General features: G+C 71.3%; 25 protein-coding genes. 12 read left to right on the forward strand and 13 right to left on the reverse strand.

Annotated features, from left to right (window positions below):
* The first annotated feature begins 83 nt into the window (after positions 1-83).
* A complete protein-coding gene (locus tag GT358_RS08610; RefSeq protein WP_166582203.1) occupies positions 84-1,637 on the forward strand; it encodes a trimethylamine methyltransferase family protein in 1,554 nt (517 codons plus the stop codon).
* Positions 1,638-1,647: 10 nt separating this feature from the next.
* On the opposite strand, the gene GT358_RS08615 is transcribed toward GT358_RS08610, so the two are convergent.
* Positions 1,648-1,965, reverse strand: a complete 318-nt coding sequence (locus GT358_RS08615; RefSeq protein WP_166582204.1) for a DUF6477 family protein — start codon at positions 1,963-1,965, stop codon at positions 1,648-1,650.
* Between the two features lie 237 nt (positions 1,966-2,202).
* On the opposite strand from GT358_RS08615, the gene GT358_RS08620 reads away from it, so the two are divergent.
* Positions 2,203-3,342, forward strand: coding sequence for a DUF6456 domain-containing protein (locus GT358_RS08620; RefSeq protein WP_166582205.1), 1,140 nt, complete (start codon positions 2,203-2,205; stop codon positions 3,340-3,342).
* Positions 3,343-3,347: 5 nt separating this feature from the next.
* Here GT358_RS08620 and GT358_RS08625 read toward each other — a convergent pair whose 3' ends face one another.
* Both GT358_RS08625 and GT358_RS08630 read right to left on the reverse strand, forming a co-directional pair.
* Entirely contained in the window at positions 3,348-3,917 is a 570-nt protein-coding gene (locus tag GT358_RS08625) for a LysE family translocator (protein WP_166582206.1), read from the reverse strand.
* 132 nt (positions 3,918-4,049) lie between these two features.
* Positions 4,050-5,561, reverse strand: coding sequence for a catalase (locus GT358_RS08630; RefSeq protein WP_166582207.1), 1,512 nt, complete (start codon positions 5,559-5,561; stop codon positions 4,050-4,052).
* 101 nt (positions 5,562-5,662) lie between these two features.
* Between GT358_RS08630 and GT358_RS08635 the strand changes: the two genes are divergently transcribed.
* Positions 5,663-6,586 (forward strand): LysR substrate-binding domain-containing protein, encoded by a 924-nt coding sequence (locus GT358_RS08635; protein ID WP_166582208.1) that lies wholly within the window; start codon positions 5,663-5,665, stop codon positions 6,584-6,586.
* Here the strand turns inward: GT358_RS08635 and GT358_RS08640 are convergent.
* The gene (locus GT358_RS08640) at positions 6,553-7,524 is read right to left on the reverse strand and encodes a calcium/sodium antiporter (RefSeq protein ID WP_166582209.1); all 972 of its coding nucleotides are present in this window, start codon (positions 7,522-7,524) and stop codon (positions 6,553-6,555) included. The two genes, GT358_RS08635 and GT358_RS08640, sit on opposite strands and share 34 nt — an antisense overlap.
* 111 nt (positions 7,525-7,635) lie before the next feature.
* On the opposite strand from GT358_RS08640, the gene lipA reads away from it, so the two are divergent.
* Positions 7,636-8,604: a lipoyl synthase gene (gene lipA / locus GT358_RS08645; RefSeq protein ID WP_208103441.1), complete on the forward strand. Its 969-nt coding sequence runs from the start codon at positions 7,636-7,638 to the stop codon at positions 8,602-8,604.
* Between the two features lie 3 nt (positions 8,605-8,607).
* On the opposite strand, the gene GT358_RS08650 is transcribed toward lipA, so the two are convergent.
* The 5 genes from GT358_RS08650 to hpt all read right to left on the reverse strand — a co-directional run bounded on the left by GT358_RS08650 (position 8,608) and on the right by hpt (position 11,285).
* Complete coding sequence (locus GT358_RS08650; RefSeq protein WP_166582211.1) at positions 8,608-9,510, reverse strand: cytochrome c; 903 nt, start codon at positions 9,508-9,510, stop codon at positions 8,608-8,610.
* 3 nt (positions 9,511-9,513) lie between these two features.
* Positions 9,514-9,990 carry a cytochrome c gene (locus GT358_RS08655; RefSeq protein WP_166582212.1) on the reverse strand — a complete coding sequence of 159 codons (477 nt, stop codon included), beginning with the start codon at positions 9,988-9,990 and terminating at the stop codon, positions 9,514-9,516.
* 188 nt (positions 9,991-10,178) lie between these two features.
* The gene (locus GT358_RS08660; protein WP_166582213.1) at positions 10,179-10,439 is read right to left on the reverse strand and encodes a GlsB/YeaQ/YmgE family stress response membrane protein; all 261 of its coding nucleotides are present in this window, start codon (positions 10,437-10,439) and stop codon (positions 10,179-10,181) included.
* Between the two features lie 127 nt (positions 10,440-10,566).
* On the reverse strand, positions 10,567-10,734 hold the full coding sequence (locus GT358_RS08665; protein WP_166582214.1) for a hypothetical protein: 168 nt from the start codon (positions 10,732-10,734) through the stop codon (positions 10,567-10,569).
* Between the two features lie 2 nt (positions 10,735-10,736).
* On the reverse strand, positions 10,737-11,285 hold the full coding sequence (gene hpt, locus GT358_RS08670) for a hypoxanthine phosphoribosyltransferase (RefSeq protein WP_166582215.1): 549 nt from the start codon (positions 11,283-11,285) through the stop codon (positions 10,737-10,739).
* Between the two features lie 131 nt (positions 11,286-11,416).
* Here hpt and GT358_RS08675 point away from each other — a divergent pair, with 131 nt between their 5' ends.
* A complete protein-coding gene (locus tag GT358_RS08675; RefSeq protein WP_166582216.1) occupies positions 11,417-11,875 on the forward strand; it encodes a type II toxin-antitoxin system RatA family toxin in 459 nt (152 codons plus the stop codon).
* Here the strand turns inward: GT358_RS08675 and GT358_RS08680 are convergent.
* The 3 genes from GT358_RS08680 to ispF are packed head-to-tail and all read right to left on the reverse strand — an operon-like array spanning position 11,851 to position 13,942.
* Positions 11,851-12,330, reverse strand: a complete 480-nt coding sequence (locus GT358_RS08680; protein ID WP_166582217.1) for a CinA family protein — start codon at positions 12,328-12,330, stop codon at positions 11,851-11,853. The two genes, GT358_RS08675 and GT358_RS08680, sit on opposite strands and share 25 nt — an antisense overlap.
* On the reverse strand, positions 12,327-12,818 hold the full coding sequence (locus GT358_RS08685) for a phosphatidylglycerophosphatase A (protein WP_166582218.1): 492 nt from the start codon (positions 12,816-12,818) through the stop codon (positions 12,327-12,329). The genes GT358_RS08680 and GT358_RS08685 overlap by 4 nt, the downstream gene beginning before the upstream one ends.
* Positions 12,815-13,942, reverse strand: coding sequence for a 2-C-methyl-D-erythritol 2,4-cyclodiphosphate synthase (gene ispF / locus GT358_RS08690; protein ID WP_166582219.1), 1,128 nt, complete (start codon positions 13,940-13,942; stop codon positions 12,815-12,817). Before ispF ends, GT358_RS08685 begins: the two co-directional genes overlap by 4 nt.
* 167 nt (positions 13,943-14,109) lie before the next feature.
* On the opposite strand from ispF, the gene dusB reads away from it, so the two are divergent.
* The 7 genes from dusB (at position 14,110) to hflX (ending at position 23,045) form a co-directional block, all read left to right on the forward strand.
* Positions 14,110-15,105 (forward strand): tRNA dihydrouridine synthase DusB, encoded by a 996-nt coding sequence (gene dusB / locus GT358_RS08695; RefSeq protein WP_166582220.1) that lies wholly within the window; start codon positions 14,110-14,112, stop codon positions 15,103-15,105.
* Complete coding sequence (locus GT358_RS08700; protein WP_166582221.1) at positions 15,102-16,181, forward strand: nitrogen regulation protein NR(II); 1,080 nt, start codon at positions 15,102-15,104, stop codon at positions 16,179-16,181. The genes dusB and GT358_RS08700 overlap by 4 nt, the downstream gene beginning before the upstream one ends.
* Positions 16,182-17,555, forward strand: a complete 1,374-nt coding sequence (locus GT358_RS08705; RefSeq protein ID WP_166582222.1) for a response regulator — start codon at positions 16,182-16,184, stop codon at positions 17,553-17,555.
* A gap of 123 nt (positions 17,556-17,678) precedes the next feature.
* Positions 17,679-19,922 carry an ATP-binding protein gene (locus GT358_RS08710; RefSeq protein ID WP_371416262.1) on the forward strand — a complete coding sequence of 748 codons (2,244 nt, stop codon included), beginning with the start codon at positions 17,679-17,681 and terminating at the stop codon, positions 19,920-19,922.
* 3 nt (positions 19,923-19,925) lie between these two features.
* Complete coding sequence (locus tag GT358_RS08715; RefSeq protein WP_166582224.1) at positions 19,926-21,323, forward strand: sigma-54 dependent transcriptional regulator; 1,398 nt, start codon at positions 19,926-19,928, stop codon at positions 21,321-21,323.
* A gap of 209 nt (positions 21,324-21,532) precedes the next feature.
* Positions 21,533-21,766: an RNA chaperone Hfq gene (gene hfq, locus GT358_RS08720; protein ID WP_166582225.1), complete on the forward strand. Its 234-nt coding sequence runs from the start codon at positions 21,533-21,535 to the stop codon at positions 21,764-21,766.
* Positions 21,767-21,770: 4 nt separating this feature from the next.
* The gene (gene hflX, locus GT358_RS08725; RefSeq protein WP_166582226.1) at positions 21,771-23,045 is read left to right on the forward strand and encodes a GTPase HflX; all 1,275 of its coding nucleotides are present in this window, start codon (positions 21,771-21,773) and stop codon (positions 23,043-23,045) included.
* A gap of 15 nt (positions 23,046-23,060) precedes the next feature.
* Here hflX and GT358_RS08730 read toward each other — a convergent pair whose 3' ends face one another.
* Positions 23,061-25,544 carry a penicillin acylase family protein gene (locus tag GT358_RS08730; RefSeq protein ID WP_166582227.1) on the reverse strand — a complete coding sequence of 828 codons (2,484 nt, stop codon included), beginning with the start codon at positions 25,542-25,544 and terminating at the stop codon, positions 23,061-23,063.
* Positions 25,545-25,614 lie beyond the last annotated feature (70 nt).

Genomic DNA, 25,614 nt, shown 5'->3' on the forward strand with positions numbered 1-25,614 from the left:
TTTCGGGCGCGAAGGGGCGCATCCTCTCCGCGTCGGAGCGCTGCGGCCCGGTATGTGGCGCGGGAGAGAGCGGAGGGCACGACATGGCCGAGGCGGCAGAAGCGGGAACGGGCCGGCGGGCGAGGGGCGGCGGCGGAGCCGCGCGGCGGGCCGAGCGCACGGCCGTGAGCGTCGAGACCGCCCGCTTCATCGAGCGCAACATCCCCGATTTCGAGGTCCTCAACGACGAGGCGCTCGAGATCATCGAGCACAACGCCGAGACCGTGCTGTGGGAGATCGGCGTCAACTTCGTCGAGAACCCCGCCGCGCTCCGCCGCTGGAAGGAGGCCGGCGCCGAGGTCGAGGGCGAGCGCGTGCGGATTCCCCGCGGCCTGGCGCGGCAGCTCTGCGCGACCGCGCCCGCACGCTTCACCCAGCATGCCCGCAACCCCGCCCGCAACGTGGAGATCGGGGGGAGGGGCCTCGTGCTCGCGCCGGTCTATGGCCCGCCCTTCGTGCGCGACCTCGAGGGGGGGCGGCGCTACGCGACGATCGAGGATTTCCGCAACCTCGTGAAGCTCGGCTACATGTCCCGGTGGCTCCACCATTCCGGCGGCACCGTCTGCGAGCCCACGGACATCGCGGTCAACAAGCGCCACCTCGACATGCTGCACGCGCACATGACGCTGTCGGACAAGCCCTTCATGGGATCGGTCACCGCACCCGAGCGGGCCGAGGACAGCATCGAGATGGCGCGCCTGCTGTTCGGCGCGGACTTCGTGCGCGACCACACGGTGATGATCTCGCTCATCAACATCAACTCGCCGCTGACCTTCGACGGCATCATGATGGGCGCGCTCGAGGTCTATGCGGCCAACAACCAGGCCACGATCGTCTCGCCCTTCATCGTCGGGGGCGCGATGGCGCCGGTCAGCGTGGCGGGCACGCTCACGCAGGTCCTGGCCGAGATCCTCGCCGGCGTGGCCTACAGCCAGCTCGTCCGCCCCGGCGCCCCGGTCGTGGCGGGGGCCTTCGTCACCTCCATCGACATGAACTCGGGCGCGCCCACCTTCGGCACCCCCGAGGCCGCGCACATCACCTATGGCGCGGGCCAGCTCGTCCGCCGCCTCGGCCTGCCCTACCGCAGCGCGGGCGCCTTCTGCGGCTCCAAGCTGCCCGACGCGCAGGCCGCCTACGAATCGGCCAACTCGCTCAACATGGGGCTGCTGGCGGGGGTCAACTTCATGCTCCATGCCTGCGGCTGGCTCGAGGGCGGGCTCGTGTCGTCCTACGAGAAGTTCGTGATGGACGCCGACCAGCTTGGCGCGCTCCATCACCTCGCGGCCGGGGTGGACCTGGGCCCCGAGGCGCAGGCCATGGACGCGATCCGCGAGGTCGGCCCCGGCGGGCATTATCTGGGCTGCGCGCATACGCAGGCCCATTTCAAGGACGCGTTCTGGCGCTCGGACCTTCTCGACTACAAGCCCTTCGAGACCTGGGAGGAGGAGGGCGGGCGCGACACGGTGCAGCTTGCCGCGGCGCGGGTGCGCCGCCTGCTCGAGACCTACCGCGCCCCGGACCTCGATCCGGGGGTCCGCGAATCGCTCGACGCCTTCGTGGCGCGCAAGAAGGAATCGATGCCGGACGCCTTCGGCTGAGGCAATCCGCTCAGGCGGCGCGGCGGGCATCGCTCGTCTCCCCGGCGGCCGCCGCGCGCTGGCCGGAGAACTCGGCCAGCAGCGCCCCCAGCGTGGCCACATGGCGGACGGGCGACCACCCGGCCGCGCCCGCCCGGCGCGCCTCCTCCAGATCGGCCTCGGCGGCGAGGAGCCGGGCGAGCGCCTCGGCGTCGCGTGTCTCCCCCACGGCGCCGAGGAGCGTCGCCAGGTCGCGGCGGCGGTCATAGCCGGCCGAGGCGGCGCGGGCTGCCCGCACCAGCAGCCTTGGGCGGCGCAGCGCGGCCACCCTGTCGAGAATGTCGGCCATCGGAATTCCCCTCGCGGCTGATTCGGTTCGTCCGAGCGTCACGCCGGAGCGGGGGGTGTTGCGCGAATCGCGGGTGGTGCGCGCGGTGGTGTAACGATTTGTTAAGAATCGGGAAACATCCTGCCTCCCGATCCGCGACCGTTAACGGTCCGGTAACCAAACAACTTCAGGTTGAGAGTGCCGGAGGGAACCGGCGCCGCCGGCCGCAGGGCCGGGGCGAGGCAGAAGAGGCAGGCGATGGGACAGGCAGGACGGACCGGGGCGCCGGTCGGGCCCGACAGGCATGACGGCGCGCAGGAGGCGGCGCATCGGCGCGGCACCGGGGCGGCAGAGGCGGGCGGAGAGCGGGGGGAGGGATCGGTCCTGCCGCCCTGGTTGCCCCCGGCCGCGCGGGACTATCTCGCCCATGTCGAAGAAGGGCGCTCGATCCGCGCGATCGCGCGGGCGGCGCGCGTGCATCCCTCCACCGTCTCGCGCCGGGTGCGGCAGGTGGAGGAGCGGCGGGACGACCCGCTCGTGGACGGGGCCTTGCGGCAGCTCGGATCGGCCCGGTCGGGCGAGGCGGCGCCCGAGCCGCTGCCCGAGGGGCTGCCAGCCCTCCGACGGCTTGCCGAAGGGGGCGCGGTGCTGGCCGTCGCGCGCGAGATGGAGATGGCCGTGGTGGTGCGCGACGGCGGCGAGGGAGAGCCCCACCGGCTCGCTGTGCTGCGCCGCGCGGTGGCCGAGTCCATGGCGCTGCGGGGCTGGATCGCCTGCGCCGAGCCCGAGGCGCGCATCCGCCGCTATCGCATCACCGGGCGGGGCAGGGTGGTCCTGCGCCGGGCGCTGATCGCCGGCCGGACGGGTCAGGGCCTGGCGGAGGAGCCGGTCCCCTTTGCCGGTCCGTCGCCGCGCAGCCCGGCGGGCGAGGACGATCCGCGGCTGCGGCACATGCGCTCGCTCCTGCCCGAAAGCCCGCTGGCAGGCCTCGCGCGGAGGCGGGACGGCGGCGGCCAGCCCTGGCTCGACCGCGACCTCATGGAGGCGGGCGAGCGGTTGCGCGAGGATTTCGAGCTGGCCCAAGCGGCGCCCGATGGCGCCCCCGACTGGGAAGGGCTGCTGCGGGCGCTGCTCGAGGGGCAGGCCGTCCCGGCCTGTCCGGCCGGAACACCTTGGGCCGCGGCGCGCGGGCGCGTCCTGCGCGCCCTGCACGATCTCGGACCCGGTCTGTCGGACGTGGCGCTGCGCTGCTGCTGCCTGCTCGAGGGGCTGGAGCAGATCGAGCGGACGATGGGCTGGGCCACCCGGTCTGGCAAGGTCGTCCTGCGCATCGCGCTGGCGCGTCTGGGCCAGCACTACCGCGAGCGGGACGGGACCCGCGGAGGGCGGACGGGATGAACCGCTCAGGCGATCCCGGCGGCCTGACCGGCCAGCCACAGCCCCAGCGCCCCGAGCCAGAGCGCCGCGCCGCGCCGCCAGGCCGCGGAGAGCCCGCCCTCCTGCCGGAGCAGGGCGCCGAGCGCTGCCCAGAGGACCGCCACCCCGACCACCAGCGTGGCGAACAGCGCGATATTGGCGCCCAGTCGCGAGCCGTCGGTGGCCGGAAGCAGGACCAGACCGAAGAGCAGCGCCTTGGGGTTGAGAAGCGTGGTGACGGCGACGCGCCGGGCGGTCACGGCGGACTCGGCCGGTCCGGCCGCCGGCAGCCGCCACAGGCTCCGCGCGAGCCAGAGGACCCACAGGGCCGCGACGACCGTGATCGCCCCACGGGCCTGCGGGACGCGATCGAGGACCCAGATGCCGGCCAGAGCCAGCGGCAGGACGGTGGCGAGATAGGAGAGCAGTTCCACCGGCACGAGCGCCAGCGCCCGGCGCAAGCCCCGCTCGGCCCCGGCAAGCGCCAGAAGCGTGTTGGTCGGCCCCGGCGTGACGAGAAGAAGAAGGATGGCGAGGGCGGTTTCGGCAAGGGACATGGGACACCCGGTCGGTCGCTGCGGGTCCTTCCTTGCACCGCCCCGTCGGAGGGGCCTTGCGCTGGATCAAGACCCGTCCGGGCGCGGAACCGGAACGGGGCACCCGCAGGCGCCCCGCCGGTCAGGCCGATCTCACTCCGCCGCCTCCATGGGGGTGCGCGCGGTCACGGGAATGGCGTTGGCCGCCTTGTCCGACAGGGCCTTGTCCGCGGCCCGGACGCCCGCCTCGTAGTCCGGATGGACCTTGCGCAGCACGGCGAGCCAGCGTTCCTTGACCTTCTCCGAGCAGGGATGGAAGGCCGCGGCCATGTTCCGGTGCAGCCGCTCGCGCTCGGCCTCGGAGAGGACCTCCTTGTAGAGCTTGCGGGGCTGGACATAGTCGATGTCCTCCTCCGCCTGGACCCACTTGCCGATCTCGCCCGAGACCCGCAGCGGCGGCTCGGCCACGGTGGGGTCGGCCACGGGGCCGCCGTACTGGTTGGGTTCGTAATAGGCGTCCGGGTTGCCGAAATCGTTCGAGAAGAACCGCATCGGCCCGTCCTTGTGGTAGTGGGCGACCTTTGCCGCCTTGGGGGCGTTGGGCGGCAACGCCTCGTAATGGGTGCCCAGCCGGTAGCGATGCGCATCCGCATAGGAGAACACCCGCGCCTGCAGCATCTTGTCGGGCGAGAAGCCGATGCCGGGGATGCGGTTCGATGGCGAATAGGCCGCGTTCTCAACCATCTGGAAGTAGTTCTGGGGGTTGCGGTCGAAGGTCAGCATCCCCACCGGGATCAGCGGAAAGTCCCCGTGCGGCCAGACCTTGGTCAGGTCGAAGGGGTTGAACGGCATCTCCTCGGCCTGCGCCTCGGGCATGACCTGGATGTTCAGCTCCCAGCGCGGATAGTCGCCGCGCTCGATGGCGTTGAACAGGTCCTCCTGGAAGGATTCGCGCGTCTTGCCGATCAGCGCCTCGGCCTCCTCGTTGGTCCAGTTGAGGATGGGCTGCTGGCAGCGGAAGTGGAACTTGACCCAGAACCGCTCGCCGTCGGCGTTCCACATCGAATAGGTGTGCGAGCCGTAGCCGTGCATGTGCATCGGGTTGCGGGGGATGCCCCGGTCCGACATCAGGATCGTCACCTGATGCACCGATTCGGGCTGGGCGGCCCAGAAGTCGAACATCGCCTCGGGGCTGCGCAGGTTCGTCTTGGGGTGGCGCTTCTGGGTGCGGATGAAGTCGGGGAACTTCATCGGGTCGCGCACGAAGAAGATGGGCGTGTTGTTGCCCACGAGGTCCCAGTTGCCCTCCTCCGTGTAGAACTTGACCGAGAAGCCGCGCACGTCGCGCTCGGCATCCGCGGCGCCCAGCTCGCCCGCCACGGTGGACCAGCGGCTCAGGATCTCGCAGGTGTTGCCCACGCGCGAGAAGAGCTTGGCGCAGGTGTAGCGGCTGATGTCGTGCGTCACCTCGAAGGTGCCCTGCGCGCCCCAGCCCTTGGCATGCACGACGCGCTCCGGGATGCGTTCGCGGTTCTGGTGGGCCAGCTTCTCGATCAGCTGGTAATCGTCGAGCATCAGCGGCCCGCGGGGTCCCGCACTTTTGGACGTGTCGTTGTGCGACACCGGCGCGCCCGCGGTGGTCGTCAGGCGAGGTCTGTCGGTCATGGCGTCTCCCTCCGAATCGCGTGCGCGCACCTTGGCAGAGACGTGGAATCATTCCAAATAGGATCGGGCAGACTGCCCCATAAGGCAGGCTGATGGGAAGGATGGCCGTCACGCTGCGACATCTGCGCTATCTCGTTGCGCTGGCGGAAACCGGCGGCTTTGGCGCCGCCGCTCGCGCCGTGCATGTCACCCAGCCCGCCCTCTCCCAGCAGATCGCCGAGCTGGAGCGCCTGCTCGGCGTCCGGCTGGTGGACCGTCTGCCGCGCGGCTCCCGCCTGACCCGCGCAGGCGAGGCGGTGCTGCGCCGCGCCCGCGGCGTCCTGGCCGGCATCGCCGATCTCGAGGCGCTGGCGCGCGAGGCGGACGGCCTCAGCGGCCGCATCCTCCTCGGGATGATTCCGACGGTCGCCCCCTATCTTCTGCCCGACCTGCTCGAGCGCCTCGCCGCCCATCCGATCGAGCTGCGCCTGCGCGAGGCGCAGACGGCCGACCTCCTTCAGGCGGTCGAGGCGGGCGCCCTCGACGCCGCCGTGGTCGCGAGCCCGGTCAGGGGCCCGCTCGCGGCCCTGCCGCTGGGCGAGGACCGCTTCGTCCTGGCGGCGCCGCCCGGCCGCCTCGCCGCGCTGCAGGCCGAACGCCTGCGCCCCTCCGCCATCGCCGGAGAGCCGCTCCTGCTGCTGGACGAGGGACACTGCCTGGCCGACCAGGCCCTGGAGGTGTGCGGGCTGCGGTCGCGTCCGCCGGCCGATCTGGGCGCCTCCTCGCTCGGCACGCTCTGCGGCCTGGTGGCAGGGGGCTATGGCCTGACGCTCCTGCCCGAGATCGCGGTTCCCACCGAGGCCCGCGCGGGCCTGTGCCTTGCGCGGTTCGCCGCACCCGAGCCCGCGCGCACGCTCTGCCTCGCGGTGCGGGACGGAGCGGGGCGGTGGGCTGCCGATCTGGCCACGCGGCTGACCGAGGCGCTGGAGGCGCGCCGGAGCCGGGCGAGGGCTCAGATCGCCGAGGCCACGAGCCAGGCGGTATAGGCGACGAAGCCCGCCAAGAGGACGCTGCCCTCCCACCGGTTGATGCGGGCCGGCCGCCCGCGGATGAGCGGCAGGGCCACGATCGTCAGCACGATGGTAAAGGCCACCATGACCACCAGATCGCGCGAGAACGCCTCGGGCGGCAGGTCGAAGGGCTGCACCACGGTGGCGATCCCCACCACGGCCAGCGTGTTGAACAGGTTCGACCCGACGATGTTGCCGAAGGCGAGATCGTGCGCTCCGCGTCGCGCCGCGCCGATCGAGGAGGCCAGTTCCGGCAGGGACGTGCCCACCGCCACCACCGTGAGGCCGATCACCAGCTCGCTCAGGCCGATGCTGCGCGCCACGCCGACCGCGCCCCAGACCAGCGCGCGCGAGGCGAGCACCAGCACCACGAGCCACAGCACGGTCAGAAGGCCTGCGCGGGTCGCACTCATCGCCTCGGTGCCGGGAGGCAGCTCCTCGGCGATGGCATCCACCTGGCCCATGGAGCTGGCGACCTGCCAGCCGATCGTCAGCAGCAGCGCGAGCGCGAGCAGGCTGCCCTCGATCCGGCCCAGATGCAGGTTCCAGCTGAGCGCCACCGTCAGGGCCGTGGCGCCCACGAGCAGGGGGATCTCGCGCCGCACCGCCTCGGAGGCGACCATGATCGGGGCGATCAGGGCCGTGATTCCCAGGATCAGGCCGATATTCGCGACGTTGGACCCCCAGGCATTGCCGAGCGCCAGGGCCGGTGCGCCGTCCAGCGCGGCGAGCACCGAGACGGTGATCTCGGGCGCCGAGGTGCCGAAGCCCACCACGAGGATGCCGACCAGCAGGGGCGGCACCCCCAGCGCGCGGGACAGGCCGGCGGCGGCAATCACGAAGCGGTCGGCCGACAGCACCAGAACGACCAGACCCCCGGCGAGCGCGACGAGGGCAAGGGCAAGGCCCGACATGATGCGGCTCCTGTGGTGGGGCGCGTGGCTCCCGTGGTATGGGGTCGCAGCCCCGCGGCGGCAAGGGCCGCTGGGCAAGCGCGACCCGAGCGGCTAGATTGCGTGTCGCCCCTGCAGGAGCCTGCCGTGCGCGACCTCTCCGACCCCGCCGAGCGCCACCCCGAAAAGGCCCATCGGCCCGACCAGCCCCAGCCGCGCAAGCCCGCCTGGATCCGCGTCAAGGCGCCGACCTCGGCCGGCTACCGCGCCACCGCCGCCGTCGTGCGCGAGCATCGCCTCGTCACGGTGTGCGAGGAGGCGGGCTGCCCCAATGTAGGCGAGTGCTGGGCGCAGGGCCATGCCACCATGATGATCATGGGCGAGATCTGCACCCGCGGCTGCACCTTCTGCAACGTCGCCACGGGGCGGCCCGACGCGCTCGACCCGTTCGAGCCGGGGCGCGTGGCCGATGCGGTAGCCAGGCTCGGCCTGTCCCATGTCGTCGTCACCTCGGTGGATCGCGACGACCTGCCCGACGGCGGGGCCGAGCACTTCGCCACCACGATCCGCGCGATCCGCCGCCGCGCGCCCGGGACCACGGTCGAGGTGCTGGTCCCGGACTTCCTGCGCTGCGGGCCCGAGGCGCTCGAGACGGTGATCGCCGCGCGGCCCGACGTGTTCAACCACAACCTCGAGACGGTGCCGGGCCTCTATCCGACGGTGCGCCCCGGCGCGCGCTACTTCCACTCGCTCCGCCTGCTCCAGCGCGCCAAGGAGATGGACCCGGGCGTGTTCACCAAGTCCGGCATCATGGTCGGCCTGGGCGAGGACCGGCAGGCCGTGCTGCAGGTGATGGACGACATGCGCGCGGCCGACGTGGACTTCCTGACCATCGGCCAGTACCTCCAGCCCACGCCCAAGCATCACCGCGTGGACCGCTTCGTGACGCCGGAGGAGTTCGCGGCCCTCGAGGCCGCTGCGCGGGGCAAGGGCTTCCTGATGGTCTCGGCCTCGCCGCTCACGCGGTCGAGCTATCACGCCGGAGAGGACTTCGCCCGCCTGCGCGAGGCGCGGCGCGCGCGCCTCGCGGCGGGCGGCTGACGCTCAGGGCGCGGGCGGGGCAACCGGCGGCACGGCCTTGAGATAGGCCGCGATGGCGCGCCGGTCCTCGTCGGTCATGCGCGAGGTGTTGGAGCGGATCACCTCGGCCATCTCGCCGCCCGCGACGTCGAAGACGGGCGTGAAGCCCGACTGGAGGTAGAGCGCGATCTCCTCCTCGGTCCAGGTCAGGACTCCCGGGGTGATGTTGGGGATGCGGCCCGGACCGGAGGGATTCGGCGCCCCGCCGAGCCAGCGCGACCGGTCGAGCGCGCCCAGCGCGTTGCGCGGCGTGTGGCATTCCCCGCAATGGGCGAGCGCCTCCACAAGGTAGCGGCCACGCTCCACCGCCGGTTCAAGATCGCCCTGCAACACGAAGTCATCGCGCAGGAAAAGCGCCTTCCACAGCCCGATCCCACGGCGGATGTTGAAGGGAAAGCCGACCTCGTGGGGGCGGTTCGGCGCGTCGCTCTCCGGCAGGGTGCGCAGAAAGGCGGCGATGTCGGCCACGTCCTGGACAGCCGCCAGCCGGTAGGCCGGATACGGAAAGGCCGGGTAGTAATGCGCCCCGAGCGGCGAGACACCCCGCATCGTCGCCTGGATGATCTCGGCATCCGTCCAGTCGCCGATCCCCTGCGGGGAGGGCGAGATGTTGGGCGCATGGAACGTCCCGAACTCGGACAGGAAGGCCCGCCCGCCGGAGAGGACCGGGGGACCCTCGCCCCCCTGGTCGTCCGGCGCCCGATGGCACGATTCGCAGCCGGCCATCGCGAAGAGGGCGGCGCCGCGTTCGGCGTCGCCCGTCACTCCGGCCAGGGCCGCGGCGGGAAGGGGATCGGGTGCGCTGACCCACCAGCCGGCGGCCCCCAGCAGGGCAGCCGCGACGAGAAGGGTCAGCGTGACGCGCATGCGCTAGTTCTGGGCGCGGTAGGGCTGGTGGCATGCCCCGCAGGCCTGACCCAGCGCGCCGACCGCCGCCTGCAGCGAGGCGAGATCCGTGCCGGCTGCCTCGCGCAGCTGCGAGGCGACATCCGCCAGCGCCTCCTGTTTGGCCATGAAGTCGTCCATGTTCTCCCAGATGGCGGGCAGGGCGGCGCTGCCCTCGATCTCGCCCTGGGCGGTGCCCGGGGGCCAGTAATGCGTCTGGTCGATCATGGAGAGGTGGTAGATGTTGTCGGCGGCGACCTGCGCCGCGGCTGCGTCGTACTCGCGGGCACCCTGCGCCATGGGGCCCAGCACCCCGAGCATGGCCGCGTAGTTCTTCATGTGCCCCTGCCGGATGGCGAGGGCGGTCTGTTCCGGGCTCGGCTGGGCGCCGGCGGAGGTCGCGACGATCGCACCCGCCAGGCAGGCGAGCGCGTAGCGGGTCAGGGCAGTGCGGACGGGCATGGCCGACTCCTTGGCAAGGCGTGCACGGCCCGAAGCTACCCGCCTCACGCGTCGCCGCGCCAGCCCGAACTTCGCACGATCGCGGTGTGCGGCTTCGGGCGGGCAGACAAATGCCCAAAGCAGAACAGGCATGCCGCGTCTGCACGCAGGCATGCCTGTCCGAGGTGACGGGAAGCGGACGGACCGCGTCAGCGGACCGGGCGACCCCTCACGGCGTTCACGATCGCGAGCAGGATCACCGCGCCGATGACGGCGACGATGATGCTGCCGATCCAGCCCCCGGTGCCGGGCGTGCCGAACAGCAGACCGAACAGCCAGCCGCCGATGACCGCGCCGAGGATGCCGATCACGATGTTCATCAGCAGGCTGTCGTCGCGGCCCATGATCTTCTCCGCGATCCAGCCCGCGATCGCACCCACGATGAGCCAGCCGATGATCGAACCAATCATGGTCGTTTTCCTTCTGTTGCGCCGTCCGTGCCGCCGGCGGCGCCACGTTAACGCAGAAGGGCGCGGTTCGATCCCTGTTCGGGCAGGGCCCTGCGCAAGTGTGGCCCTCAGGACGCAACCGGAACGGTCAGGGGCGCAGGCGCTGGGGCCTGAGCGCGTCTGGCCAGCCCCAGAGCGCGTCGATGACCCCGAAGGCGAGCACGACCAGGACGATTCCCAGCACGACCCAGGCCCGGCGCCCCCGGGGCGGGTTGCGGGCCAAGAGGGCCAGCCGCAGGAACAGGTTCGGACCCACGCTCAGCCATCCTCGTCCGTGAACCGCACCTTGCCGATATAGGGCAGGTTGCGGTTGCGCTGCGCATAGTCGATCCCGTAGCCCACCACGAACTCGTCGGGGATGGAAAAGCCGATCCAGTCGGCGCGGAAATCCACCTCGCGGCGCGACGGCTTGTCGAGCAGGGCGATGGTCCGCAGCCGCCGCGGCCGGCGCGAGGCGAGAAACCGCGTCACGTGATGGAGCGTGTGGCCCGTATCCACGATGTCCTCGACCAGCAGGACGTCCTGTCCCTCGATCGCGGCGCGCAGGTCCTTGAGGATGCGCACCTCGCGCGAGGACACGGTGCTGTCGCCGTAGGAGGAGGCCTCGATGAAGTCCACCTCCACCGGCAGGTCGATCTCGCGGACGAGATCGGCGATGAACACGAACGAGCCGCGCAGCAGACCCACGACGACCAGCTTGTCCGTCCCCGCGAATTCCGCCTCGATCTCGCGCGCGAGCGCCTCGATCCGGGCGGCGATCGACTTGGCGCTGATGAGCTGGTCGATGACGTAGGGGCGTGGGGGCATGAGGGCACCTCGCCGGGACGGGCGCGCCCTCTGTGCCGCCGGGCGGCCGCCGGCGCAAGACCCCGGAGACCGGGCCCTTGATCTTCACGTTGCGGGGGGCGACATGGGGCGGACCTGACGCGGATGCGACGATGACCAGACATGCGGAGACCCGGGTGCTGCCCTACAGCGCCCAGCAGATGTACGATCTTGTGGCCGATGTCCGGTCCTATCCCGAGTTCCTGCCCTGGACCGCGGGCGCACGCATCCGGTCGGAGGAGGATCGCGGCGACCACCGCGAGATGCTGGCCGACCTCGTCGTGTCCTTCAAGCTGTTCCGGGAAAGCTTTCTCAGCCGGGTGCGCCTGTTTCCCGACGACAAGCGGATCGAGACGGAATACATCGAGGGGCCGTTCAAGCGGATGCAGAGCGTCTGGCGGTTCCGCGATGTGCCGGGCGGGGTGGAGGTCTCGTTCTTCACCGATTTCGAGTTCCGCAACAAGCTGTTGCAGCGCACGGCAGGGCTATTCTTCCACCAGGCGATGCAGACGATCGTGCGCGCATTCGAGAAGAGGGCGGCCCAGCTCTACGGCGTTCCCTCCACCGCCTGACGGAGCAGGTCGAGCGCGTGGGCCACGCTCGCCATGCGCACGGCCTCGCGCCCTCTGGGGCCGAACTCGACCGTGTGCGCCCGGGGCGGCTCCCCATGGCGGGCGACCGCAAAGCAGACCCGCCCCTCGGGCTTGCGGGCCGAGGCGCCGGGCCCTGCGACGCCCGTGATCGCCACGGCCACCTGCGCCTCGGACCGGGCGAGGGCACCCGCCGCCATCTCGGCCGCGACGGGCTCGGAGACGGCGCCATGCCGCGCCAGCGTCTCCTCGGCCACGCCGAGCAGGTCGCGCTTGGCCGCGTTGGAATAGGTCACGAAGCCCCGATCGAAGACGTCGGATGCGCCGGGGGGCGCAGTGATCGCCCCGGCCAGAAGGCCGCCCGTGCAGCTCTCGGCCACCGCGATGCGCCAGCCCCGCGCCCTCGCGGCGGCCAGAAGCGCCTCGGCCGGGCTCATCGCATCAGCCCCAGATGGGCGAGCGCCGCGAGTGCGACCACGCCCAGCGCGGCCAGCAGCCCCGCCGCCAGATCGTCGAGCATCACCCCCCCTGCGCCCGGCTGGCGCTCGCCCCGGCCGACGATCCACGGCTTCCAGATGTCGAACAGCCGGAACAGGACGAAGCCCGCCACCCAGGCCGGCCAGAGGCGCAGCGGCTCCACCCCCATCAGGGCCGAGCCGAGCGCGGCTGGCAGCAGCGCGACCCATTGCCCCGCCACCTCGTCCACCACGATCCAGGGCGGATCGGCTTCGGCCGTCAGGCGGAGCGTGTCGGCAACCGCGAACCAGCCCACTGGCACGAGCAGCGCCAGGGCCGCGACGAAGAGCCAGACTCCCCCGATCCCGAGCAGCGCCCAGGCCAGCAGGACGGCCAGGGCCGACCCCCAGGTGCCGGGGGCAGGTCGCAGGAAGCCCACCCCGAGGCCGGAGGCGATCAGCCGGCTCATCGCCGGACCAGGGTTGCGGTGGCCAAGGCTGCGATGCCCTCGCCACGGCCCGTGAAGCCCAGCCGCTCGGACGTGGTGGCCTTGATGCTGACCCGACCCTCCCCGACTCCCAGCGCATCGGCGATCGTGCGGCGCATGGCGGGCACATGCGCGCCGATACGCGGCGCCTCACAGACCAGCGTGACGTCGCAATGTTCGACCGAAAAACCTCTTTCGTCGCACATCGCCTTGGCATGTCTCAGGAATGTGAGGCTGTCCTCGCCTTTCCATCGCGGGTCAGAGGGCGGAAAGTGCTGGCCGATGTCGCCGCAGCCCAGCGCGCCCAGCAGCGCATCCGTCAGGGCATGAAGCCCCACATCTCCGTCCGAATGGGCAACCAGGCCGCGGTCGTGGGGGATGCGGACGCCGCAGAGCGTGACGTGTCCGCCCGGTCCGAAGGCATGCACGTCATAGCCGTTGCCGACCCGTATCTCCATCCGCCGCTCCAGGATGCGCGCGGCCCGTTCCAGATCGCCGGGCCGCGTGATCTTCAGGTTGTCCTCCTCTCCGGGCACGATGGCGACCCGGAGCCCGGCCCGCAAAGCCACCTCCACGTCGTCGGCCGCCTCGCCGCCATGGGCCCGGTGCGCGGCGAGGATCGGGGCGAAGCGGAAGCCCTGCGGGGTCTGCGCGCGCCACAGGCCGTCGCGCGGCAGGGCGGCCTCGACCGCGTCATCGCCGCGCCAGAGCGCATCGGTCAGGGGCAGGGCGGGGGCGGCACCCTCGTGGGTCCCGAGCGCTTCGGCCACGCGACGCACCAGCGCCGCGCTCGCGCAGGGCCGGGCGGCGTCGTGGATCAGCACGCCGTCGGGCGGCGCGGGGGCCAGCGCCTCGAGCCCGGCCAGCACGCTGCGGGCCCGTGTCGCGCCTCCGGGAACGAGGCTCACCCCCTCGCCGGCCAGCGGAGCGGCTTCGGCGGCGTCTTCTGGGTGATGGACGACCACCAGCCGCCGGATGCCCCCCGCCCGCAGCGCGGCAGCGGCATGGTCTGCAACCCGGCGGCCGGCGACGGAGCGCCATTGCTTGGGCGGTCCGCCATGCCGCTCGCCGCGGCCGCCTGCCACGATGATCCCGGCCAGATTCATGGCGCCTCTCCTAGACCGCCGCGGACGGCCGCGCAAATCCTGTTGAACGGGCAGGCGAACTGCTCGCAAATCAGGCATTCGCACATGGACACGGCGCATGCCTCGCGCCATGACGTTGTTTCGTTCCGCCCTGCTTTCTAGACCTGCAACAGGCATCAAGGCACATCATGTCCGCTCTCCAACCCCTCTCCGTCCGGTCCGTGACGCTGCACGCACCCGTTGCGCTCGCGCCGATGGCGGGGATCACCGATCTGCCCTTCCGCCGCCTCGCCGCCTCGTTCGGGGCGGGATGGGTCGTCTCGGAGATGGTGGCCTCGCAGGAGATGGTCCAGGCCCGGCCCGGCACGCGCGAGAAGGCGGCGCTGGGGCTGGGGGACGGGCTCACGGCCGTGCAGCTCGCGGGGCGCGAGGCGCGCTGGATGTCGGAGGCGGCGCGCCTCGTGGAGGCGAACGGAGCGCGGCTCATCGACATCAACATGGGCTGTCCGGCCAAGAAGGTGACAAACGGCTGGTCGGGCTCGGCGCTCATGCGCGATCCCTGCCACGCGCTGCGGCTGATCGAGGCCGTGGTGGGGGCGGTCTCCGTGCCGGTCACGCTCAAGATGCGGCTGGGCTGGGACCAGGATTCGATCAACGCGCCCGAGATCGCCCGCCGTGCCGAGGCTGCAGGCATCGCGCTCGTCACGGTCCACGGGCGGACCCGGGCCCAGTTCTACAAGGGTCGCGCCGACTGGGCTGCGGTGCGCCGGGTGCGCGAGGCGGTGTCGATCCCGGTGATCGTCAATGGCGACATCGGCGACGCGCCCGCCGCGCATGCGGCCCTGTCGCTGTCCGGGGCGGACGGAATCATGATCGGCCGGGCCGCGCAGGGGCAGCCCTGGATCGTCGGCCGGCTCGCCCGGCTGCTGGGCGGTCGGGCCCTGCCGCCGGCGCCGACCGTGCAGGAGCGGATCGCCCTCGTCTCGGGCCACTACGAGGCGATGCTGCGTTTCTACGGCACCGAACTGGGCCGGCGGGTGGCGCGCAAGCACCTGGGCTGGTACATGGACCGCGCCGGCACGCCCGCTCCGCTGCGGCAGGCGGTCCTGACGGCCGACGCCCCCGGAACCGTGCTGCGCCTGCTGCCCGGGGCGCTCGCGCCGGACCGGCGGGAGGCGGCATGATCCCCTCCTGTTCGGCTCTCTGGGCCTCGCTGCCGCTGCCCGCCCTGATCCTTGATGCCCACGACCGCATCGAGGAGGCCAACCCGGCGGCCGAGGCGTTCCTCAACGCCTCGGCGCGCGCCTTGGCCGGGCTGCCGGTCTGGGACCGCGTCATGATCGCCGCGCCGATCGAGGACGCCTATCGCCGCGCCCGCACCCAGCGGACGCCGCTTCTCGTCAGCGATGTCGATGTCGGAACGGGCGAGCGGCCGCCGCTGCTCTGTTCCGTCCATCTGGCCCCGCTCGAGGACGACCGGATGCTGCTGCTGCTGTCCCCGCGCGAGATCGCCAGCCGCGTCACCCAGCACGACCGCAGCGCCAAGGCGGCCCGCTCGGCGATCGGCATGGCCGAGATGCTGGCGCACGAGATCAAGAACCCGCTGGCGGGGATCACCGGGGCGGCCCAGCTCCTGTCGATGTCGCTCAGGGGTCCTGACCTCGAACTCACCGAGCTGATCGTGGAGGAGACCCGCCGCATCGTGACGCTCCTGTCGCGGGTGGAGCAGTTCGGCAACCTCTCTCCGCCCATCCAGGGACCCGTCAACATCCACGACGTGCTGGACCGGGCCCGCCAGTCGGCGGCGGTGGGCTTTGCCGCCCACATGCGGTTCGTGGAGGATTACGACCCGTCGCTCCCCGCTGCCCTCGCCGACCCCGACCAGCTCCTCCAGGTCATGCTGAACCTGCTGCGCAATGCGGCCGAAGCGGCGCCGGGGGGCGGAACGATCCGGCTGCGCACCTTCTACGAACCGTCGCTCCGCCTCACCCGTCCCGACGGGACCAAGGCGCGACTGCCCCTGCAGGTGGAGGTGATCGACGACGGGCCCGGCGTGCCGCCGGACATCGCCGCCGAGATCTTCGAGCCCTTCGTCTCGGGGCGCGAGAACGGCACCGGACTGGGTCTGGCCCTCGTTGCCAAGCTGCTGGCGGGGATGGGGGCCTGGATCTCGGTCGATTCGGTGCCGGGCCGGACCGTGTTCCGCCTGTCGCTGCCGCGGGCACCTGAACCCGACTCACCCAAGGAGGGAGAAGAGTAGATGGATGGCACCGTGCTCGTCGCCGACGATGACCGCACGATCCGGACCGTTCTGACGCAGGCCCTGACACGCGCCGGATGCAAGGTGCATGCCACCTCGTCGCTCGTCACCCTCATGCGCTGGGTGGAGGAAGGCAAGGGCGACCTCGTCATCTCGGATGTCGTGATGCCGGACGGCAACGGCATCGAGCAGCTCCCGCGAATCGGCAGCGCGCGCCCGGACCTGCCGGTGATCGTCATCTCGGCCCAGAACACGATCATGACCGCCATCCGCGCCGCCGAGGCCGAGGCGTTCGACTACCTGCCCAAGCCGTTCGACCTGCCCGAACTGATGAAGCGCGCCGCCAAGGCGCTGGAAACCAAGCGCCGTCTGGTTCCGCAGCCCCCGCGCACCCAACCGGACAATGCCGGCAACGAACTGCCGCTCGTCGGGCGCACACCCGCCATGCAGGCGCTCTACCGCTTGGTGGCGCGGGTGATGAACACCTCGCTTCCCATTCTGATCACGGGGGAATCGGGAACAGGCAAGTCGCTCGTCGCGCGCGCCGTGCACGACTTCTCGGACCGCCGGGCGCTGCCCTTCGTCACGCTCAGCGCGGCCGATCTGGCCGGCAGCGCCGACGCACTGGGACAGGCCTTCGCCCGTGCGCGGGCGGGCTCCATCCTCATCGACGAGATCGGCGACCTGGCCGAGGAGCAGCAGGCGCGCATCGCGCGGCTGCTCGACGCGCTCCCGCCCGGCGGACCCCGCGTGATGGCCTCGTCGCGCCTCGACCTCGCCGGTCGCATCGAGGCGGGCCGGTTCCGGGACGACCTGTTCTATCGGATCAACGGGGTGCACCTCGTTCTTCCGCCCCTGCGCGAACGTGTGGACGACATCCCCCTTCTGGCGGATCATGCCCTTGTCCGCGCCGAGCGCGAGGGATTTCCGCTGCGCCGGCTGACCGGTCCGGCGCTCGAGCTGATGCGGGCCTATTCCTGGCCCGGCAACGTGCGTCAGCTCGAACACGCCGTGCGTCGCCTGGCGGCCACATCGAGCGACAGCGACATCGGCCGCGCCGAAGTGGAGGCGGTGCTGGGCAGCCAGCCCGCCGCCGACCTGCCCGGCCATCCGGACGGCGCCGAGAAGCTGTCCGGCCTGGTCGCGCGGCACCTGCGGCGCTACTTCGACCTGCATGGCGCCCGTCTGCCCCCCGCCGGCCTTTACGACAGGATCCTGGCCGAAGTTGAAGTGCCGTTGATCGAGATCGCGCTGGATGCGACCGGCGGCAACCAGGCCAAGGCGGCCGACCTTCTCGGCATCAACCGGAACACGCTCCGCAAAAAGATCACGGATCACGATATTCGCGTGACACGTCGCCGCAAGTTGATGTAAACAGGTCACAGAACCGTGGCCCGCCCGCAAAGGGGGGGACCGCGGCGGGGCGGCAGGGGGCTCGGCCCCCGGAAGCGAGGCGAGGGCGTGCAGCGCGGGCTGGCAGGCAGAGGACTGGCGCGGATCGGCCGCTTGCGGCGTCTCCGCTGGGTCCGGGCGTCGGGCACCATCGGGCTTGTCCTGCTGGGTCCCGTTCTGGCTGCGCTCACCTATGTCGTGCTCGGCCCGCTCAATCAGGGTGCGTCGTCGCCGACCCTCCGGCTCGTCCTTCTGGCCGACCTCGTCTATGTCCTCGTGGTGGCGGCCCTCGTGGGGCGCGAGGTGGCGCGCATGGTCGCGGCTCGCCGGGCCCGCTCGGCCGGCTCGCGGCTGCATCTGCGCCTCGTGGGGACCTTCGCGCTCCTGGCCCTGATCCCGACCGTCCTCGTGGCGGTGTTCTCGGTCCTCACGATCAATGTGGGTCTCGAGGGGTGGTTCTCCGATCGCGTCCGCCAGGTCGTGTCGAACTCGCTGGCGGCCGCGCAGGCCTACGAACAGGAACACCGCGAGGAACTGGCCCGCGACGGACGCGCCCTCGCCGCCTTTCTGGAGGCCGAGAACCTCGCCTCCGTGCGGCGGGCGAATTTCGGCCTGTCGGACGGGGACCTCAGGCAGGCGCTCGGGCGCGTGCAGGCGCAGATCGAGCGGGGTCTGACGGAGGCGTTCGTCATCGACGGGGCCGGCGGCATCCGGGCCCGGGGTGCGCGCTCCTACGAGTTCGGCTACGAGCCCCCGGATGCCGAGGCCTTTGCCCGCGCGCGCTCCGACGGCATCGCCATCATCGAGGACTGGGCCAACAACGAGTTCCGCGCGCTGATCCCGCTGCCGTCCTTCCTGGACCGCTACCTGTTCGTCACCCGGGCCGTCGATGGCGGCGTGCTTGCCCTTCTGGACGAGACGCAGGCGACCGTGGACCTCTACCGCCAGCTCGATGCGCAGAAGGGGCGCCTGCTGTTCGAGTTCGGGCTGCTCTATCTCGGCTTCTCGATCATCCTGATCCTGGCCGCCGTCTGGCTGGCGCTCTGGTTCGCCGAAGGGCTGTCGCGCCCCGTCGGGCGGCTGCTTGTGGCTTCCGAACGGGTGGGGGCGGGGGATCTCGACGTGCGCGTGATCGAGGAGGAGGGCGACGACGAGATCGCGGCGCTGGGGCGTCATTTCAACCACATGACGGGCCGTCTGAAGGCCCAGCGCGAACGTCTCCTCGAGACGACCGACCAGATCGAGAGCCGCCGCAGGCTGTTCGACTCGGTGCTGTCCTCCGTCACGTCCGGGGTGGTGGGCCTCGATGCCGAAGGCTGCGTGACCTTTGCCAACCCGTCCGCCCGGCGTCTGCTGGGCATGGGCGAGGGCGCCACCCCGCCGCTCTCGCTGGCGGCCGCCGTGCCGGAATTCGCTCCGCTCTTCGAGAGGTTGCGCACGGGCGCGGAAGAGGACGTGCAGGAGCAGGTTGCGCTGCTGCGCGGGGGCCGGCAGGAGATCCTGCTGGTCCGCATGGCGCCGCGCCGGTCCGAGGGGGGCGAGACCGAAGGCTATGTGGTGGCCTTCGACGACGTGACCGACCTCGTCTCGGCCCAGCGCATGGCCGCCTGGGGCGACGTGGCACGGCGCATCGCGCACGAGATCAAGAACCCGCTCACGCCCATCCGCCTGTCGGCCGAGCGCATCAAGCGCAAGTTCGGCCGCCATCTGGACGAGGAGGGGCAGCGCGACCTCGAGCAGATGACGGACGTCATCGTGCGCCAGACCGAGGACCTCCGCCGCATCGTGGACGAATTCTCGCGCTTCGCGCGCATGCCCGAACCCGAACGGCGCACCATCGACCTGGTCCGGCTGGTCCGCGATGCCGTCACCCTGCAGGAGGCCGGCCAGCCCGGCGTGCGCTTCGACGCGGTCCTGCCCGACGCGCCGGTGCCGGCCGACCTCGACCCCACCATGATCGCGCAGGCCCTGACCAACCTGCTCAAGAACGCCGGCGAGGCGATCGAGACCCGCCAGGAGCGGGAACCCGACCTCGCCTTCGTGCCGCGCATCCGCGTGGCGCTCACCTCCGAGGCGGGCCGGGCCCGCCTCGTCATCGAGGACAACGGGATCGGCCTCCCGGAGGACCGCTCCCGGCTGTTCGAGCCGTACGTGACCACCCGCGAGAAGGGGACCGGCCTCGGTCTCCCGATCGTCAAGAAGATCGTCGAGGAGCACGGGGGAACCCTGGCCCTCGAGGATGCCGCGGAGGGACGCGGCGCGCGCGCCATCCTTACCCTCCCGGTCAAGACGCAGACCGTTGAGAACGAAGCAGATCAACCCATACAGGCAACACGAAGGGCGGTATAAGAGATGGGCGACATCCTGATCACCGACGACGAGCGCGACATCCGGGAGCTGATCTCGGACATCCTGCGCGACGAAGGCTACACCACCCGACTGGCCGGAACCTCCGAGCAGTGCATGGCGGAAATCGCCAGGGAAGTGCCGGCGCTGATGATCCTCGACATCTGGCTCAAGGACAGCCGGATGGACGGCATCGACATCCTCAAGGCCGTCAAGCGCGAGCACCCGGAGGTGCCGATCATCATCATCTCCGGCCACGGCAACATCGAGATCGCGGTGGCCGCGATCAAGCAGGGCGCCTACGACTTCATCGAGAAGCCCTTCAACATCGAGCAGCTTCTCGTCGTGATCCGCCGCGCGATGGAGACGTCGCGCCTGCGCCGCGAGAACGTGGCGCTCAAGCGCGGCGACCGGGAGCGCACGGAGATGCTGGGCGACAGCCCGGCCATGCGCAGCCTGCGCGCCCAGCTTGAGAAGGTCACCAAGTCGAACGGCCGCGTCATGCTGACGGGCGAGCCCGGCTCGGGCAAGGAGACGGCCGCGCGCTGGATCCATGCCCATTCCAACCGCGCCTCCGGCCCCTTCGTCGTCGTCAACTCCGCCTCGATCGAGCCCGAACGCTTCGAGGAGGTGCTGTTCGGCCGCGAAAGCGCCGGCCGCGGCATCGAGAAGGGCCTTCTGGAACAGGCCCATGGCGGCATCATCTATTTCGACGAGGTTGCCGACATGCCGCTCGGCACCCAGTCCAAGATCCTGCGCGTGCTGGTGGACCAGCAGTTCACGCGCGTCGGCGGGACCGAGAAGATCCACGTGGACATGCGCGTGATCTCCTCCACCAACCGCAACCTCAAGGAGGCGATCGCCGCCGGCACCTTCCGGCAGGAACTCTATCACCGCCTCAACGTCGTCCCCATCGCCGTGCCCTCGCTCGAGGACCGGCGCGAGGACATCCCGCTTCTGGCGGAACATTTCATCACGGTGCTCAACCGCATGCAGGGCCTGCCGCTGCGCCGCCTGGGCGAGGATGCCCGCGCCCTTCTCCAGACGATGTCCTGGCCCGGCAACGTCCGTCAGCTGCGCAACGTCATCGAGCGCGTCCTGATCCTGGGCGAGCCGGGCGGCGACATCGCGGCGCGCGAACTGCCCTCCATGGACGAGGTCCCGCACGAGGAGGGGCGCGTCGTGCTGTCCGGCGGGCTGGCCACGCTGCCGCTGCGCGAGGCCCGCGAACTCTTCGAGAAGGAATACCTGCTCACGCAGATCAACCGCTTCGGCGGCAACATCTCGCGCACGGCGGCCTTTGTGGGCATGGAGCGCTCGGCGCTCCACCGCAAGCTCAAGTCGCTGGGCGTCGTCACGGGCGTCAAGACGACGCCCCGCCTTGTCTATGCCGAGGGGGAATGATGGCGGCAGACAACGAACGGGCGCCCCGGCGCACCCTCGGCATCGCGAGGCCGCCCCAGGCGGCCCCGCAACCCCAACCGGCTGGCAAGCCCGCCACAGACGCTCCGGCGGCCGAAGCGGCAGGGCTGGAACTCCCTCCGCCGCGCCCGCATACTGACGCGGATGCGGACGGCCCCCCGCCCGCGCGCAAGAGCAAGAGTGGAACGGGAATGGCCGACAGCAGGCAGAACCTTCAGGACGCCTTCCTCAACCACGTCCGCAAGACCAAGGTGCCCGTGACGATCTTCCTGATCAACGGCGTCAAGCTGCAGGGCGTCATCACCTGGTTCGATTCCTTCTGCGTGCTGCTGCGCCGCGACGGTCAGAGCCAGCTCGTCTACAAGAGCGCGATCAGCACCATCATGCCTGCCCAGCCGGTCAATCTCTACGACGGGGACGACTGACACCTTGCCGTCCACAGCGGTCAAGAGGACGCCGGCCTGGCTTCTCCACCCCGACATCAAGGCCGACCGCGCCGCGCGGCCGGCCGAGCCCGCCCTGGAGGAGGCGGTCGCCCTGGCGGCCGCGCTCCCCGAACTCGATCTTCGGGGCGCCGAGATCGTCCGTCTGCCCAGGGTCCATCCCGGCATGCTCTTCGGTTCGGGCAAGATCGCCGAGCTGAAGGCCCGCTTTGCGGAAAGCGGAGTGGAGCTGGTGCTGGTGGACGGACCCGTCTCGCCGGTGCAGCAGCGCAACCTCGAGAAGGAATGGGGCGTCAAGCTTCTCGACCGCACGGGCCTCATCCTCGAGATCTTCGCCGACCGTGCCCGCACGCGCGAAGGGGTCCTTCAGGTGGAGATGGCCGCGCTGTCCTACCAGCGCACCCGCCTTGTGCGGTCCTGGACCCACCTGGAGCGCCAGCGCGGCGGCTTCGGCTTTGTCGGCGGGCCGGGCGAGACGCAGATCGAGGCCGACCGCCGCGCCATCGACGACCAGCTGGTCAGGCTGCGGCGACAGCTCGACCGGGTGGTTCAGACGCGGACGCTGCACCGCGCCGCGCGCGCCAAGGTGCCGTTTCCGGTCGTCGCCCTCGTCGGCTACACCAATGCCGGCAAGAGCACGCTGTTCAATCGCCTGACAGGCTCGGACGTGGTGGCCAGGGACATGCTGTTCGCCACGCTGGACCCCACGATGCGGCGCGTCCGCCTGCCGTCGGGGCTCGATGTCATCCTGTCCGATACGGTAGGCTTCATCTCGGACCTGCCGACCGAACTCGTGGCCGCCTTTCGCGCCACGCTCGAGGAGGTGCTGGACGCGGACCTGATCCTGCATGTCCGGGACATCGGCCATCCCCAGAGCGAGGCCCAGGCCCGCGACGTCGAGACGATCCTCCAGACGCTTGGCGTGGCGGAGACGACCCCGCTGATCGAGGTGTGGAACAAGATCGATCTCCTGCCGCCGGAGGATCGCCCCGCCGCGCCTGCCCGCCCGGACCGCGATCCGGCCGTGTTTCCCGTCTCGGCCCTCACCGGCGAGGGTCTCGAGGCGCTGCTGGCGGCGGTGACGCGGCTTCTGGACGAGCCGCGGACCGAGGACGAGCTGCTCCTGCCCCACGGGGACGGACGCCGCCGGGCATGGCTGCACGAGCACCGGCTGGTGCTGGCGGAGCGGACGGAGGAGGAGGGCACCCGTCTGCGCGTCTGCTGGACGGCGCGGCAGCGCGACCGCTTCGCCCTGCTCTGAGCCGGGGCGGCGCCGTCACCCCGCTTCGGCAGTCCGGGCGACGGGCAGCAGCCGCGTGATCCCCACGGCCGCCGCCCGCGCCAGTGCAGGATCAAGCGACATCGGGATGTACTCGCCCCGCCGCCACAACTCCCCCAGATCGTCGTAATGCGGCGACAGCGGATGCCCCGACTGGCCGGTGGCGATGATGAACACGGAGGAATCCGGATCGGCGAAGTCGTAGATCCCGCGATAGGCCGCGGCATGGACGTTCACGAACGGATTGGCGCCCGTCCCCCGCACCCGCCCCCGCATGAGCGTGTGATCGTCCCCGCTCGTGCTCTGGCGGATGTTGACGAACCAGGACAGCAGCCCGCTCGTGCCCAGGACCGGGTGCTCGTGCACGGCCTCGTGCGCATTGCCCCAGCGCAGGCTCTCGAGCTGCGTCCCCCAGCGTTCCCGGATCCACAGGATCGCGTCGTCCAGCGCGAGGCGCGCGATCTCCGCGCAGGTCTCGACCGCCGCCGACTGGCGGATGTCGCACCACGCCGAGGCGCCGCCCACATTGCGGAAGACCCGCTCGATGAACAGCGGCTCCACATGGGTGAAGGCATCCGCGAGGGGACCCAGATCGTCCCGGATCAGCCGATCCTGAAGCGCCCGCATCCAGGCCGCGTAGATGAGCGGCTCGGGCAGATGCTCGGACATCTGGCCGTTCCACTCGGCCAGAAGCGCGAGCGCGCGCTGCCGCAGCCGTTCGGGGCTGCCCTCGGGCGCCGCCTCGCCCGTGAACCACAGGTCGGCCCCCACCAGCGGCAGCAGCGTCCGAGCCGCGGGCGAGACGGTGTCGAGCTGCGCCTCGAGAAAGCTCTCGCGCGTGTGGATCTCGCGCGACTGCATCAGGAAGGCCCAGCGCTGGATGCGCTGGCTGTCGCCCCAGACAAAGGAGAGATGATCGGGAAAGGGCGCGTCGAGCGGCTTGTTGTTGGTGTTGCCGACGATCCCTCCGGGCGGGTTCATCCAGACAGGGTTGCTGTCGGTCGGCCGCACGCCCTGCCAGCGGTTCCGCTCGTCCCAGCCCAGCGTGGGCATCCGGCCCTGGCTGCGGTGCTCGGGATGGCGGACGGGGATGAGCCCCATCGTCGTCATCGCGATCCGGTTGCGATCGGCGACGACCAGGTTCTGGGACGGGGCCACGAACAGCCGCGACGCGGCCAGCGCCTGATCGACCGTCCGGGCGCGCATCAGCCGGATGGCCGCCGTCATCGTCGTGTCGCGGTCCGACAGCGCCGTCCAGGCCACCGCCATGACATGCCCCGGCGGACGGACGGTGCCCAGACCGAAATCGTCCGGCCCCAGCACCGGCCCGTTCGCCGTCCACTGAAGCTGGAGCGTCACCGCCGGCGCATCCTTGACCGCGATGATGCTGTCGCGCGTGCGGAAGGGGGCCCATCCGTCGGGGGTGCGGTATTCCTGCGCGTTGCGCGGGTTCACCTCCTCGGCATAGACGTCCAGATCGTCCAGGTAGCTCGAGGTGATCCCCCAGCCCAGATCGGCGCTCCGGCCCGACAGGATCGCGGGGATGCCGGGCACGCTGCCGCCGATGACGCCGCCCGTCGAAAGCTCCAGCCGCGCGAGGTAGAACAGACCGGGCGCGGTCAACCCCAGATGCGGGTCCGAGGCGAGCAGGGTCGAGCCGGTCGCCGTCCGCGACGGCCCCGCCGCCCAGGCATTGGAGGCCCCCGACAGCGCCAGTCCCCGATCGGGCGAGAGCGGATCGCGCGCCGCCCGGTCCCACTCCGCCAGCCGGGGCAGCGGCCCCGGCACCAGTTCGGCATAGCGGGGCAGGGCTGCCGTCCCTTCGCCCGGCGCGGCGGGCATCAGATCCTCCACCCGCTCGGGATCGAGCACCAGCGACAGCCGCGCGCGCAGGACCTCGGCCTCGGCCTGCCCGTTGAGCTGCAGCGCGAGCAGCTTGAGCAGCGCCAGGCTGTCCTCGGGCTGCCAGGGCGCGATCGCCTGCGGAAAGAGCCACATCTCCGGCGCACCCCGGCCTCGGGCCCCCTCGTTGACCTCCGCCAGCCAGGCGTTGACGCCGGCCGCATAGGCCGCCAGCGCCGCCTGCGTGTCCTCGTCCTGCGCCTCGAGCGACGCGCGCCCCAGCCCCGCCAGATCGAGCCGCCGCACCAGCTTGTCGATCGGGAGCGTGCGCTCGCCGAAGATCTCGCTCAGTCGGCCCTGCGCCGTTCGCCGCATCAGCAGCATCTGCCACAGCCGGTCCTGCGCGTGGACGTAGCCCAGGCCGAAGAACACGTCGGCATCGCTGCTGCCGAAGATGTGCGGCACGTTGGAATGGTCGCGGACGATCTCGACCGGCGCGGCGAGGCCCGCGACCTCCGCCGTGGCGTTGTAGTCGGGCAGCGACCGCGAGGCGAGCCACCAGACCCCGAGCAGGAGCACCAGGCCCGCGACGATCAGGGCCAGCGTGGCGCGCAACAGCCAGCGGAACAGGATGGCCAAGACGGACCTCGGACAGGGCAGGGTGGTGGTTGACGCCACCGGGGGGCGCGGCCATGGGTTTGGCAGGCTT

Source organism: Rubellimicrobium sp. CFH 75288 (assembly GCF_009904055.1).
Lineage (GTDB): Bacteria > Pseudomonadota > Alphaproteobacteria > Rhodobacterales > Rhodobacteraceae > Rubellimicrobium.

What these genes read in the sequence shown, in the direction of transcription:
- hpt (WP_166582215.1), bottom strand. Translation starts at nt 11,285, where the DNA reads ATGCCCCCACGCCCCTACGTCATCGACCAGCTCATCAGCGCCAAGTCG.
- GT358_RS08635 (WP_166582208.1), top strand. Translation starts at nt 5,663, where the DNA reads ATGGCCGTCACGCTGCGACATCTGCGCTATCTCGTTGCGCTGGCGGAA.
- GT358_RS08680 (WP_166582217.1), bottom strand. Translation starts at nt 12,330, where the DNA reads ATGAGCCCGGCCGAGGCGCTTCTGGCCGCCGCGAGGGCGCGGGGCTGG.
- GT358_RS08655 (WP_166582212.1), bottom strand. Translation starts at nt 9,990, where the DNA reads ATGCCCGTCCGCACTGCCCTGACCCGCTACGCGCTCGCCTGCCTGGCG.
- dusB (WP_166582220.1), top strand. Translation starts at nt 14,110, where the DNA reads ATGTCCGCTCTCCAACCCCTCTCCGTCCGGTCCGTGACGCTGCACGCA.
- GT358_RS08615 (WP_166582204.1), bottom strand. Translation starts at nt 1,965, where the DNA reads ATGGCCGACATTCTCGACAGGGTGGCCGCGCTGCGCCGCCCAAGGCTG.
- GT358_RS08705 (WP_166582222.1), top strand. Translation starts at nt 16,182, where the DNA reads ATGGATGGCACCGTGCTCGTCGCCGACGATGACCGCACGATCCGGACC.
- GT358_RS08660 (WP_166582213.1), bottom strand. Translation starts at nt 10,439, where the DNA reads ATGATTGGTTCGATCATCGGCTGGCTCATCGTGGGTGCGATCGCGGGC.
- GT358_RS08625 (WP_166582206.1), bottom strand. Translation starts at nt 3,917, where the DNA reads ATGTCCCTTGCCGAAACCGCCCTCGCCATCCTTCTTCTTCTCGTCACG.
- GT358_RS08610 (WP_166582203.1), top strand. Translation starts at nt 84, where the DNA reads ATGGCCGAGGCGGCAGAAGCGGGAACGGGCCGGCGGGCGAGGGGCGGC.
- GT358_RS08630 (WP_166582207.1), bottom strand. Translation starts at nt 5,561, where the DNA reads ATGACCGACAGACCTCGCCTGACGACCACCGCGGGCGCGCCGGTGTCG.
- hfq (WP_166582225.1), top strand. Translation starts at nt 21,533, where the DNA reads ATGGCCGACAGCAGGCAGAACCTTCAGGACGCCTTCCTCAACCACGTC.
- GT358_RS08620 (WP_166582205.1), top strand. Translation starts at nt 2,203, where the DNA reads ATGGGACAGGCAGGACGGACCGGGGCGCCGGTCGGGCCCGACAGGCAT.
- GT358_RS08715 (WP_166582224.1), top strand. Translation starts at nt 19,926, where the DNA reads ATGGGCGACATCCTGATCACCGACGACGAGCGCGACATCCGGGAGCTG.
- GT358_RS08650 (WP_166582211.1), bottom strand. Translation starts at nt 9,510, where the DNA reads ATGCGCGTCACGCTGACCCTTCTCGTCGCGGCTGCCCTGCTGGGGGCC.
- GT358_RS08640 (WP_166582209.1), bottom strand. Translation starts at nt 7,524, where the DNA reads ATGTCGGGCCTTGCCCTTGCCCTCGTCGCGCTCGCCGGGGGTCTGGTC.
- GT358_RS08700 (WP_166582221.1), top strand. Translation starts at nt 15,102, where the DNA reads ATGATCCCCTCCTGTTCGGCTCTCTGGGCCTCGCTGCCGCTGCCCGCC.
- GT358_RS08685 (WP_166582218.1), bottom strand. Translation starts at nt 12,818, where the DNA reads ATGAGCCGGCTGATCGCCTCCGGCCTCGGGGTGGGCTTCCTGCGACCT.
- GT358_RS08675 (WP_166582216.1), top strand. Translation starts at nt 11,417, where the DNA reads ATGACCAGACATGCGGAGACCCGGGTGCTGCCCTACAGCGCCCAGCAG.
- ispF (WP_166582219.1), bottom strand. Translation starts at nt 13,942, where the DNA reads ATGAATCTGGCCGGGATCATCGTGGCAGGCGGCCGCGGCGAGCGGCAT.